The following is a 12,036-nucleotide window of genomic DNA, read 5'->3' as shown; positions in this document are numbered from 1 at the left end:
GAAATATTTCTATATTGTTAGTATTAAGTATTGCTTACAAAAAGCAAAAACTAGCACGTAAAAACAAGGTCGCCGCGATAACGCGGCGACAATCAGAGTTTAGGCTGGCGCTCGTGACAATTGCTTACGCTCAAACTCGCTAATCCGCTGACGACAGTGCTCTATGGTTTGCCCTGTCATCACGCTGCGGTTTTCATCTTTGAGTTCAGCACCCAGGTTGTCACACAAGCTTTGCGCAGTATGCAGCATGGCATCAAAGGCCTGCATGGAGCTACCCGCAACCGGCAAGGTTAAGAATAAACTCACACCCGGGGTGGCAAAGTTATCCATGGCTGACAAATCAAATGTGCCCGGTACAACCATATTGGCCAGACTGAACAGAATCGGCCCTTCGCCATTTTCCTGCTGGTGGAAATGGAAGATCTGCATATCACCGTAGCGCATGCCGCACTCCAGTAATACTTCCAGCAGCGCATTACCGGCCATACGCTGGCCTTCTCGGGCCATAACGTTGAGAATAATGACCTCTTCTGCCTCAGAGGCCGAATCAACCTCACGAGGCGCTGTTGACTCTGCCACTGGCTCAGCAGTGATCACAGGCTCAACTCGGTCTTCTTCAACCCCTTCCATCAACGGATCTTCAGCAATTGGGTCAGCAATACCCTCTGCAATAAGATCACGCTCGGCAGTATCTTCCTGGATAGGCTCCTCAGCGTCTGAAGTATCCTGAACCACAGATTCCATCAGCATGGGCACCTCTTCCTCAAGACCCAGATCTTCAAGGTTAAGTGCAACCTGTTCAGGAATGCGTGGCTTGGCAGGTTTTAACCCCTGAGTTTCTTCAAAGTTTTCCTGTAAGCTTTTGGTCAGCTCACGAGCTTCGTCTTCATCGCGAGAAGCTACGACGCGAGCGCCACCATTAGGCAACTCACTGCCGTAATTTTCCAAGTCGGCTTTATCAATGCCTTTGTGCATACTTAGAGACATTTTTATCGAGTCACGGCGCGACTGGCGCATACGTCGCCAGCCGTCTAGCAAAACACCGACAATCAATAAAACAATAATGACCGTTAGCCATTCACGCATTGCGAAATCCATTCGTTATCGTGCTCCCTTAGTCTCTGATTGTTTGCTATTCATAGCTATCACAACCCTTTTAAACGTTACTACCGTTTAAACAATCAACATTAACGCTACGATTCATATTAGAGCGCGGCCAGTTCAGCTGCCTCTTCTACATCCACGGTTACCAGACGAGATACACCCGGCTCGTGCATGGTAACCCCCATCAACTGGTGCGCCATCTCCATGGCAATCTTGTTGTGGGTAATATAAATAAACTGTACGTGCTTGGACATTTCCTCAACCATGCGCGCATAACGACCCACGTTGGCATCATCCAATGGTGCATCTACCTCATCCAACATACAGAAAGGTGCTGGATTCAGACGGAAGATAGAGAATACCAGTGCAATCGCTGTCAGGGCTTTTTCACCACCGGACAGCAAGTGAATGGTACTGTTACGCTTGCCTGGTGGTCGCGCCATAATGGCGATACCGGTATCCAGCAAGTCCTCTCCAGTCAGTTCCAGGTAGGCATGACCACCACCGAAGACTTTCGGGAACAACTCCTGCAAACCACTGTTTACCTGATCAAAGGTTTCCTTAAAGCGGGTACGGGTTTCGCGGTCAATTTTCTTAATCGCGTTTTCCAGCGTATCCAGCGCTTCAATCAGGTCATCGTTTTGCGCATCCAGGTAATTCTTACGCTCAGACTCAGTCTTGTATTCATCAATCGCCGCCAGGTTAATAGGGCCTAAACGGCTGATGCGATTACCAATCCTTTCCAGCTCTTCTTCCATCGGCTGCTCTTCAGCATCCTCTGGCAATTGTTCCAACAGGGTTGGCAGATGGAAGTTTTCTTCTTTCAGCTGCTCTTCCAGCGTGGAGCGCTGTACTTCGACTTCACGGGCAAACAAACGCTCCTGCTCAAGACGGGTACGCACCGACTGCACATCCTGCTCGTAACGGTTGCGATCCTGTTCCGCCTTGCGCAAATCCTGCTCAACGGTTTCCACCGCTTTACGGGCTTCACCCAATTCGGTCTCCACATCGATACGCTTGGCCAGCAAGCCTTCAAGCTCCATCTTGCTTTCTTCGATAGGATCACGGTTGTCACTTAAGCTATCGCGCAATTGATCGCGACGCTCTTGCAAACGCTGGGTTTGCTCACGCAAACGCTCAATACCAGAGCGTACTGCATCCAATTGGGTTTTAACCGATTGATAACGCATGGCCAGCTCGTGGCCTTTATCCTTATCGTGACGAGCACGCTGACGTGCCTGATCAAGCTTTTCACGAATGCTATCGCGGGTCGTCAACAATTCTTCACGTCGATCAGTATCCTGCTCCATCGCATCGATGGCTTCCTGCAGGATCATACGCGCTTCGGACAGGCTTTCGCCCTCTTGATCCATTTGCTCACGCGCATCTTTGATTTCGTTTTCCGCACGCTCGCGGCGCATGGCGATTTGCTCAATACGAACTTGCTTGGCACTTACTTGAGAGCGCAATTCGCCGTAGCGACGGTTTAAGGCTTCCGCTTCGCGACGCTGGTTTTCACGATCTTGCTCAAGGGCTTTTACTTTCTCACGACTTTCGTCAAGCTTGGCGTTCAGACTCTCAACACGCTCTTCAGCCTCTTCGATCTGTGCAGTCAACTCTTCAAGCTCTTGCTTACGAGCCAACATACCGCTGGAAGCATCGGTATCACGCGCAACACGCAACCAGTTTGCGCCCAACCACAGGCCATCTTTGGTCACTACAGACTCATTGGCCTTTAATTTATCGCGCAACGCCAACGCTGCTGCCAAATCATCAGCCACATAAACACCGCCCAACACACTGGCAACATTCCAGAGGGCAGACACCTTGTCAGACAGCAAGCTGGCTACAGCGCCTTCCGCGCTTGGCGTATGGGTTTTATCCAGCAGCACCAGACTACCCTGCGTTAAACCACCAATCACATCGGCAACCGCATCCATACCATCGATGCAAACAGCCTGTAGCGCATTACCCAACACAGTTTCTACGGCTTTATCCCAACCATCCTGCACTTCCAGGGATTCAGATAAACGCGGACTGCTTTGTAACTGATTTTCTTCCAACCAGGTGGTTACGGCTTCGCTGGTTTCACCCAGCGCGGCTTGCTGCAACGCCTCCAGGGACGCATGACGACCACGCATGGTTTGCAGTTGACTGCGCACCTGATCCAACTGGTTATTATCTTCAGAGGTAGACTCGCGCAACTGATCAATTTGCTCACTCAGCGACTCAACGCGATCACGCTTTTCGTCCGCCGAAAGATCTAGCTCAGCCAGTTCTTCGGTCAGTTCACCAATTTCTTCTTCGACAGAACCGGCACTGAGATTGTTCTTTTCTTCGTTGAGCTTTTTAATGCGGTCGAGCAGACGGCTTTGCGCTTGCTCCAAATGCTGAATACGAGACTGTTGTACTTCAGCGCGTTGACGCGGCTCGGCAGCAGTCTGGTTAAAGCTATCCCAATCCTGCTGCCAGTTTTGCATGGCATCTTCAGCTTCCTGCAGGAGTTCGGCGGAGTCATCTTCGGTTGCCTTGAGCATTTCCAACTCTGGCTCGATCTCCATCAGCTCCATTTCCCAAGCTTCGACTTTATCTTTGTCGGCTACCAGGTGGGCTTCGGACTCTTTACAGTCACGCTCGGTTTGCTCCAAATCGGTTTGCAGCTGACGACCACGCTCCTGGGAGTGCTGAATGGTTTGCTCGACACGGGCAATATCGGCACCGATAGCATAGAAACGCCCCTGAACATCATTAAACTTGTCACCAAGCTCTGTGTATTGGGTGCGGTATTTTTCAATTTGAGTATCGAGATTTACCTGATCGGTCACGAAGGACTCAACCTGTAACTCCAGCTCACGAATAACGTCTTGCTTGCCGCTGGCGCGATCATCAAGGTTCTTAAAACGCAAGGCTTGCAGCTGAGCTTTTAGTAAACGTTCTTCTTTCTTAAAGGTGGTGTACTTTTCAGCCGCCTGAGACTGACGCTCCAAACGCGCCAACTGGCGCTCCAGTTCTTCACGAATATCCGTCAAACGCTCCAGGTTTTCCTGGGTACGACGCATACGGTTTTCGGTATCGCGACGGCGCTCTTTGTATTTGGAAATACCGGCCGCTTCTTCGATATACACCCGCAGCTCTTCTGGCTTGGCCTCGATCAGCTTGGAGATCATGCCCTGCTCGATAATCGCGTAACTGCGTGGCCCCAAACCCGTGCCCAGGAAGATATCGGTAATATCACGACGACGACACTTGGTGCCGTTCAAGTAATAGGTGTTGGTGGCGTCGCGGGTTACTTTACGCTTAATGGAGATCTCGGAGAATCCCGCGTACTCACCCACCAAGGTGCCATCACTGTTATCGAAAACCAGCTCAATGGAGGCCTGACCAACCGGTTTACGGCCACCAGATCCGTTAAAAATAACGTCGGTCATGGACTCACCACGCAGGTTCTTTGCGGATGATTCACCCATTACCCAGCGAACGGCGTCAATGGTGTTGGACTTGCCACAGCCATTAGGGCCCACAATGGCACAGAGATTACTTGGAAATGAAACCGTCGTCGGATCGACGAAGGATTTAAACCCCGCCAGCTTAATACACTTTAGCCGCATAAATACGTGTCACTCAAATCGGTAAGCTATTGATTTTCTTATTCTTTTATCGGTCAACCTTGAATTAATTTGACCGATTAATTCCCCAATGCCCGGAGCGCACCAAACGGGCTCAAACGGGACCTATAAGGAACGAATTTTACACATTTAAGTGGGGTATTACAGCTTTTGCCGGTGGGAAATTTTGTGACGGGCAAGCAGCCGACAAGACTGCTCACCCCTTGCTCGAAACGAGCATTTTTTAGGCTTTTATTACAGCTGAGAATCTATAACCAGGCTTAGTTCATCCTCAAGCTGACTAAGACTCAGAGGCCCTTTAGAAGCTTGCCAATCACCTTCTTGGGCTACCGGGCCGCCATCACGGGAAATACGTGCAACCAACTCTAACTCGGGAACACTGCTCAGATTCATACCGGCCATCATGGACATAGTGTTATCCAAGGTGACCTGAGCCGGCAGATCCGCAACACGTATACGGGTAATGGCTAAAGGCATCTTCGGCCCCTGCCAGGCGCGCGCGTAGACATATACCAGCTGCTCGGGTGTTGCTTCAGCAGCATCACCCAGCGATACATTTAACACCACGCGAGGTTGATCTACCGCATCCTCGGCCGAATCAGCGGCAGCATCTGCTATGGCATCACTCTCAGTTACATCGCCCATCAGAGCTCTGGCACGCTGAATGCCGCCTTCCAACGCCTCGGCACCAGGCGCATTGGGCCCCAACTGGGCAATAGCCCTACGCCAATAAGTCACCGCTGAGGCATAATTCTGCTGTTCAAATGCCTCGATGCCAGCCAAACCCAGCGCTGTAGGCTCCTGTGGATTCTTGGCCAAGGCCTGGGCAATCAGGCCACTGACAACCGGTGTAACCTTGTTCTCAGCCAATAGAAATTGAGCTTGAGCCAATTCTGAAAGCATTTTGGCGTTATCCGGCTCGGCCTGCAAAATAGCCTGGTAAGCCTCTACCGCAAGCGCATAATCACCCTCGCCAACTGACATGCGAGCCAGACTGTACCAATACTGCAGATTGTCCGGCTGGGATTTGACCCGTTCATGAATACGCTGCTTAAGCTGCTGACTTAACACCTGGGCTTTTTGCACATCAGCCTCAGAGCCAAAATGAATCGACATAAGCTCCTGTCGCAGAGATTGAATGGCAAGATCCTCTTGCGAACCCCGCTGCCAATACATCATCGTTGCCAAGGCTGGTACCAAAAACGCAATCAGCCACAACACCAACTTACCACCTGAGCGGTGTGTTTCATTGGCGCTTACCGCAGTATCCTCCAACAAAGCCAGCTCATTTTCCTGGCTCAACTTATCAAACTCGTCCTGACTAATCTCACCAGCGTCGAGCTGCTTTTGCAGGTCTTCAAGATGCAGACGATAAAGATCAAGTACCACCTCATCACGAGCTGCAGTGCCATCATTTGCCGTAGAACTGCTACCCTGTCGCAACAGAGGCCAGAGCACAAAACCACTGGCAAGCAATCCCAGCCCAGCGCCCCAAAGCCAAAAACTCCCCATGAACTACTCCTAAAACGATTCTTATATAAGGGTCTTGAGTCTTGATTAAGACTGATTACTGTCGTTCTTAGCGCGCTTTTCAGCCTCTTGTTTTAGCGCCTGCAAACGCTCCGCATCAGCACTACTTAAACCGGACGGCGCTAACTGCTCTTTGCGCTTTCGCCCGATCAACAACAACAGGATAACGCCAAAGGTTACCAGCCCCAGCGGCAGCCCCCACAGAATCCAGGTCGAACGCTGAACACGCGGGCGGTATAAAACATACTCGCCGTAACGGGCCACCATAAAATCAACGATCTCTTGATCAGACTTGCCTTCATCCAACATGCGATGAATCTCACGGCGTAAATCCTGCGCGATAGGTGAATCCGATCCTGCCAAATTTTGATTCTGGCATTTTGGACAACGCATCTCTTCGATTAATTCAAGATAACGTTCACGATCCACGTCAGAGTTAAACTCGAATACATCAACAACTGACCAGGCCGCACTTGCCAGCCCCCACAAAAGGACTGCAGCACACCACTTTGCCAATAAATTGGTTCCCAACACGAAGACTCCCTAGCACTTATCGGTCACATTATCTGCCGGAGTATATCAGCTGCCCCCACCCGCCTCTATAAGTCAGCGTCCATAGTGGCCCAAGCTATGAACATTCATACAAAATCGAAGCTATTGATATAAAAAGGAAAAATTGCAAAAAAACCGTTGACGGGAAAAATTAAATCATTAATATACGCGGCTCCTGACAGCGCGGGTGGTTAGCTCAGCTGGGAGAGCATCGCCCTTACAAGGCGAGGGTCGGGGGTTCGATCCCCTCACCACCCACCAATACTTCAAGCGTGACACGAAGTGTTGTATAACTGTCAGAATTAGCGGACCGGTAGTTCAGTTGGTTAGAATACCGGCCTGTCACGCCGGGGGTCGCGGGTTCGAGTCCCGTCCGGTCCGCCACTATTTAGAAAAAGGCGCTGCTTCGCAAGATTCAGCGCCTTTTTTGTGTCCGAAGGATTTAGAATACCGGGCAATCTATGCACGCCGATCAGCCGCGGGGTCGAGTCCCGTCCGGTCCGCCACTATTCCAAAAAGCCGATTATCGAAAGATAATCGGCTTTTTTATTGCCCCCCATTTCCTCACCATAAACTCTAATCCTGCACTATGGTAGGAGTCAGTCGGTAAAGCTGCTCGTAGCAATCAGCCCATCGCTTAAGTGGCAGGCAAAAGTCAGGGTAGTCGCGAAGGTTGTCTGAGCGCCTTTTGCGAGTTTACGTAGCGCTGACTTTTGCCTGCCACTTATGGGCGCGAAGAGCAGCTTTACCGGCTGACTCCGGGGCCAAGCACACCATTAAATCTCAAACACAAAAAAAGGGCTGTCACACCATCGTGCAACAACCCTTCCTCGGACAAATTTTTTTCTAACGATTAGTTAGCCTGCTTTTCAGCCTTCTCCGCATCTTCGCGAATATGCTTAATCATATAGCGGCCTACATAACCCACAACCACACAGGTCAACGCCACAATCACAATACCGTACGCAACTACACCATCCATATACATGAGGTTACCTCCTCTTGGCTATTAACTCATGTATACAGAATAGGCCTTACCTGGATAAGGGTTATTGACCTCCATCAAGTAAGTTTGAGGTTCTGTAGCAACACCTTTACCGAGGCATCACACATCCCCTCAATCGCCTCGCGCTCAACATAAATACCATCAATCATTAAACGACTGAGGCCATGCATAGTGCTCCAGGTAACCTGCGCAAAACGCAGCGGCGTCACACCTTCCGGCAACATACCTTCAGTCAACTTGGTCATATGCTCGGTGTAAGTTCGGAATACCTTATAGGAACGCTCTTTGAGAGATTGGGTTAACCCCCCTTCCGCTTTCCAAATCTGACCACCAAACATCAAGTCATAATACTCAGAGTTTTCGACAGCAAAAAAGACATAACTGCGGATATGGTGGCTGAGATAGTTTTCTATATTCTCATAGCGCTTGCCTTCAAGACCATGCTCATCAAAAAGGCGAAAGCCTTCTTCAGCTATAGCGCACAACAGCGCCTGTTTGTCTTCAAAGTGGTGATAGGGAGCGGTTCTGGACACCCCAAGCTGGGCAGCCAGCTTACGCATGGATAATGCTGCCTCCCCCTCTTCGCGAATCATTTTGGCGGCCTGATGGATCAACTGCTGGCGCAAATCGCCGTGGTGATAGGCCTTCTTAACGGTGTTTTGTGCATTCTGTGTCATGGCGACAATGTATCACCCTATCTTGACACCGTCAAAATTCATCAATAATCTATGCAAACACAAACTTGACACCGTCCAGTTAAAACTAAAAACACGGCGAGAGAGAGCCAATACAACCATGAGCTATAAAAGCCTAACCGTTGAAATAAGCGACAAGATCGCACATATAAAGCTAAACAACCCGGAAAAGCGCAATGCCATGACCCCGGACTTCTGGCGTGAACTGCCAGAAGCGGTACAACAGATCGATAATGATGCCTCTGCGCGCGTTATTGTGCTGTCCTCCACTGGCAAGCACTTCTGTGCCGGTATGGATCTGGCCGTATTTACGGGTGGCTCCCTTAACGAGGCAACTGAACTCGGGCGCAAGCATGAAAACATCCGCCGCAAAGTCCTGCAGCTCCAGGACATCATGAGTGTATTTGAAAATGTCCGCATGCCTACCCTGGCAGCCATTCAAGGTGGCTGTATTGGTGGTGGCGTCGATATGGTTGCGGCCTGCGATATGCGCTACTGCACAGAAGAAGCCTTCTTCAGTATTGAGGAGACCAAGCTGGCTATGACTGCCGATATGGGCACCCTGCAGCGCCTGCCTCACCTGATTTCTCACGGCCTGACCCGTGAACTGGCTTACACCGGCCGCCGTATGTATGCAGAGGAAGCCAAACAAGCCGGCCTGGTTAATCAGGTCTTTAAAGATCAGGAAGCCCTGCTCGGTGGCGTGATGGAAATTGCCGCGCAGATTGCAGCTCGCTCCCCTCTGGCCGTAAGCGGCTGTAAAGAAATGCTTAACTATGCCCGCGACCACAGCGTGCCAGACAGCTTGAAGTATATGGCCACCTGGCAGAGCGGTATGTTCCAACCAATGACCGATATGGCGGAAACCTTTACCGCGAAAATGGAAGGTCGTGAACCTCAGTTCGATGATCTAAACGTAATTGAACCAGTAATTCCGGCGGAGGTATAAGTCATGAGCAATATGGAAACCAATCTGCAACAGTGGCACAAAGTTGTTTTTGAAAAAGATTTTGATCTGCTCAATGAACTGCTGGACGAGAACGTAGAGTTTCACTCACCTACGCTTTGGAAACCTAAACTGGGACGCGATGTAACTGCCTACATTCTGAAAATGATTATCGAAATCTTTGAAGACTTCGAATACCGCCGCCAGTGGATTAACGAAGACAGCCTGGCCCTGGAATTTGCTGCCACTGTAGATGGCAAAAACCTCAAAGGTATCGATCTGATTCGCTGGAACGAAGAAGGAAAAATTGTTCACTTCGAAGTTATGCTGCGTCCACTTAACACCCTGCAGCTCGTCTTTGAAAAAATGACCAAGCACCTGCAGGATGCTGGTTTTTTGCCAAAGCCTTGATAAATACATTGGAGGTCCCGCATAGACGGGACCCCAATCTAAAACCGTGATTTTTAGATTCCTGCCCTGGCAGAAATCATAAACGATTAACAAATAGCATTAGCCTGCTACCGGAGATGAAAATGAGTCAATATCAAAAACTGTTAGAACCACTGGATTTAGGTTTTACCACGTTGCGTAACCGTACCCTGATGGGTTCCATGCACACGGGTCTGGAAGAAGCACCAAACGGCGCCGAGCGTATGGCCGCCTTTTTTGGTGAGCGTGCACGTGGTGGTGTTGGCCTGATCGTAACCGGTGGCTTTGGCCCCAACCCGCGTGGCGGCACTCACGAACACCTGACCAAGTTCTGTACCGATGAGCACGCCGAAGAACACAAAAAGATTACTGAAGCGGTTCATAAAGAAGGCGGAAAAATCTGTATGCAAATTCTGCATACTGGCCGTTATGCGTTTAACGAAAACCCGATTGCTCCTTCTGCGATTAAAGCACCGATCAACCCTTTTACACCTTCAGCTGCCACCGAAGACGAAATCGAACAACAAATCGTTGATTTCGTAAACATCTGTGTATTGGCTCAAAAAGCCAACTACGACGGCGTTGAAATTATGGGTTCCGAAGGTTACTTCCTGAACCAATTCCTGGCTGCACGCACCAACCAGCGTGACGATGACTGGGGTGGCAGCTACGAAAACCGTATGCGTCTACCGGTAGAAGTTGTTCGCCGTGTTCGTGAAGCCGTAGGCGAGGAATTTATTATTATTTACCGTCTGTCGATGCTGGATCTGGTTGAAGGCGGCAGTGATTACGAAGAAATCGTAACCCTGGGTAAAGCGATTGAAAAAGCTGGCGCCACTATTATTAACACCGGTATTGGCTGGCACGAAGCCCGCATTCCGACCATTGCCACCAAAGTTCCTCGCGCTGCATTTACCTGGGTAACCGCGAAATTCAAGCAAGAACTGTCTATTCCCGTTGTAACGTCCAACCGTATTAACACGCCTGAAGTTGCTGAAGAAGTTCTTGAGCGCGGCGATGCCGATATGATTTCCATGGCGCGTCCCTTCCTGGCTGACCCTGACTTTGTAAACAAAGCCGCTGCCGGTAAGAGTGACGAGATCAATACCTGTATCGGTTGTAACCAGGCTTGTCTGGACCACGTGTTCAGCGGCATTATGACCAGCTGTTTGGTAAACCCACGCGCCTGTCACGAAACCGAAGTTAACCTGATCCCGACGACCAGCACCAAGAAGCTGGCCGTGATCGGTGCTGGCCCTGCCGGTTTGGCTTTCTCTACCTCTGCTGCCAAGCGCGGTCACGATGTCACCCTGTTTGACGCTGCCAGCGAAATTGGCGGTCAGTTCAATGTTGCCAAGCAGGTTCCAGGTAAGGAAGAGTTCTACGAGACTCTGCGTTACTTCAAAGGCGAAATTGAGCGCACCGGCGTCAAACTGGAACTTAACAGCCCAATGAGTGCTGAGCAGTTAAACGAAAGTGATTTCGACGAAGTTATTATCGCCACCGGTATTACGCCTCGCGTTCCTCCAATTGAAGGTGTTGATCACCCGAAAGTGATGGGCTATCTGGACGTTCTGAAAGACAAAAAAGCCGTAGGTAAAAAAGTGGCTGTTATCGGTGCCGGCGGTATCGGTTTTGATGTATCCGAATACCTGGCTCACAGTGGCGAAGCTACCAGCCAAAATATCGAAGCCTTTATGAAAGAATGGGGTGTAGATATGACCCTGAAAGCTCGTGGTGGTATTGAAGGCGTGGAAGCAGACGTTGCGCCTCCAGCGCGTGACATCTACCTGTTACAACGAAAAGAATCCAAAGTGGGTGGCGGCCTGGGTAAAACCACTGGCTGGATCCACCGCGCAGGCCTGGTAAACAAGGGCGTGAAAATGGTTCCAGGTTGTAGCTACGACAAGATTGATGACCAAGGTCTGCACATCACCGTGGGTAACGAAACCCGTGTTCTGGATGTAGACAACATCATCCTCTGTGCCGGTCAGGAATCCAATAGCAAATTGGCTGAAGGTTTGAACAAGCCTCACCACCTGATTGGTGGTGCTGATCTGGCTGCCGAGCTGGATGCCAAGCGCGCTATCGATCAAGGTACACGTTTAGCAGCAGAAATCTAACAGCCCTTAGCAACAAGTTTTACTC

The 12,036-nt window shown here is 50.2% G+C and carries 9 protein-coding genes and 2 tRNA genes; 5 read left to right on the top strand and 6 right to left on the bottom strand.

From position 1 onward, the window contains the following. Positions 1-99: 99 nt before the first annotated feature. The 4 genes from zipA to ACGHZ6_RS10985 all read right to left on the bottom strand — a co-directional run bounded on the left by zipA (position 100) and on the right by ACGHZ6_RS10985 (position 6,794). Entirely contained in the window at positions 100-1,098 is a 999-nt protein-coding gene (gene zipA / locus ACGHZ6_RS11000) for a cell division protein ZipA (protein ID WP_390618904.1), read from the bottom strand. Positions 1,099-1,205: 107 nt separating this feature from the next. Further along, positions 1,206-4,712 (bottom strand): chromosome segregation protein SMC, encoded by a 3,507-nt coding sequence (smc, locus tag ACGHZ6_RS10995; RefSeq protein ID WP_390618903.1) that lies wholly within the window; start codon positions 4,710-4,712, stop codon positions 1,206-1,208. 252 nt (positions 4,713-4,964) lie between these two features. After that, positions 4,965-6,242, bottom strand: coding sequence for a c-type cytochrome biogenesis protein CcmI (gene ccmI / locus ACGHZ6_RS10990; protein WP_390618902.1), 1,278 nt, complete (start codon positions 6,240-6,242; stop codon positions 4,965-4,967). A gap of 45 nt (positions 6,243-6,287) precedes the next feature. After that, positions 6,288-6,794 (bottom strand): cytochrome c-type biogenesis protein CcmH, encoded by a 507-nt coding sequence (locus ACGHZ6_RS10985; protein ID WP_390618901.1) that lies wholly within the window; start codon positions 6,792-6,794, stop codon positions 6,288-6,290. Between the two features lie 203 nt (positions 6,795-6,997). Here ACGHZ6_RS10985 and ACGHZ6_RS10980 point away from each other — a divergent pair. Both ACGHZ6_RS10980 and ACGHZ6_RS10975 read left to right on the top strand, forming a co-directional pair. Next, positions 6,998-7,073 (top strand) — tRNA-Val (locus tag ACGHZ6_RS10980). A 46-nt stretch (positions 7,074-7,119) separates the two neighbouring features. Then, positions 7,120-7,196, top strand: a tRNA-Asp gene (locus ACGHZ6_RS10975). A gap of 469 nt (positions 7,197-7,665) precedes the next feature. On the opposite strand, the gene ACGHZ6_RS10970 is transcribed toward ACGHZ6_RS10975, so the two are convergent. Together ACGHZ6_RS10970 and ACGHZ6_RS10965 are read right to left on the bottom strand one after the other, a co-directional pair. Continuing rightward, positions 7,666-7,800, bottom strand: coding sequence for a hypothetical protein (locus tag ACGHZ6_RS10970; protein ID WP_390618900.1), 135 nt, complete (start codon positions 7,798-7,800; stop codon positions 7,666-7,668). Between the two features lie 74 nt (positions 7,801-7,874). Next, entirely contained in the window at positions 7,875-8,495 is a 621-nt protein-coding gene (locus ACGHZ6_RS10965) for a TetR/AcrR family transcriptional regulator (RefSeq protein ID WP_390618899.1), read from the bottom strand. Positions 8,496-8,613: 118 nt separating this feature from the next. Here ACGHZ6_RS10965 and ACGHZ6_RS10960 point away from each other — a divergent pair, with 118 nt between their 5' ends. The 3 genes from ACGHZ6_RS10960 (at position 8,614) to ACGHZ6_RS10950 (ending at position 12,011) form a co-directional block, all read left to right on the top strand. Further along, positions 8,614-9,462 carry a crotonase/enoyl-CoA hydratase family protein gene (locus ACGHZ6_RS10960; protein ID WP_390618898.1) on the top strand — a complete coding sequence of 283 codons (849 nt, stop codon included), beginning with the start codon at positions 8,614-8,616 and terminating at the stop codon, positions 9,460-9,462. 3 nt (positions 9,463-9,465) lie between these two features. Next, entirely contained in the window at positions 9,466-9,870 is a 405-nt protein-coding gene (locus tag ACGHZ6_RS10955) for a nuclear transport factor 2 family protein (protein ID WP_390618897.1), read from the top strand. A 122-nt stretch (positions 9,871-9,992) separates the two neighbouring features. Next, complete coding sequence (locus tag ACGHZ6_RS10950; RefSeq protein ID WP_390618896.1) at positions 9,993-12,011, top strand: FAD-dependent oxidoreductase; 2,019 nt, start codon at positions 9,993-9,995, stop codon at positions 12,009-12,011. The last annotated feature ends 25 nt before the right edge of the window (positions 12,012-12,036 follow it).

Source organism: Maricurvus nonylphenolicus (assembly GCF_042854845.1).
GTDB classification, from domain to species: Bacteria; Pseudomonadota; Gammaproteobacteria; order Pseudomonadales; family Cellvibrionaceae; genus Maricurvus; species Maricurvus nonylphenolicus.
Note: the sequence above shows the minus strand (reverse complement) of the source record. Positions and strands in the feature narration are given on the sequence as shown.

Coding starts and splice junctions, on each gene's coding strand:
- ccmI (WP_390618902.1), bottom strand. CDS start 6,242: ATGGGGAGTTTTTGGCTTTGGGGCGCTGGGCTGGGATTGCTTGCCAGT.
- ACGHZ6_RS10955 (WP_390618897.1), top strand. CDS start 9,466: ATGAGCAATATGGAAACCAATCTGCAACAGTGGCACAAAGTTGTTTTT.
- ACGHZ6_RS10970 (WP_390618900.1), bottom strand. CDS start 7,800: ATGTATATGGATGGTGTAGTTGCGTACGGTATTGTGATTGTGGCGTTG.
- ACGHZ6_RS10965 (WP_390618899.1), bottom strand. CDS start 8,495: ATGACACAGAATGCACAAAACACCGTTAAGAAGGCCTATCACCACGGC.
- ACGHZ6_RS10950 (WP_390618896.1), top strand. CDS start 9,993: ATGAGTCAATATCAAAAACTGTTAGAACCACTGGATTTAGGTTTTACC.
- ACGHZ6_RS10960 (WP_390618898.1), top strand. CDS start 8,614: ATGAGCTATAAAAGCCTAACCGTTGAAATAAGCGACAAGATCGCACAT.
- smc (WP_390618903.1), bottom strand. CDS start 4,712: ATGCGGCTAAAGTGTATTAAGCTGGCGGGGTTTAAATCCTTCGTCGAT.
- zipA (WP_390618904.1), bottom strand. CDS start 1,098: ATGGATTTCGCAATGCGTGAATGGCTAACGGTCATTATTGTTTTATTG.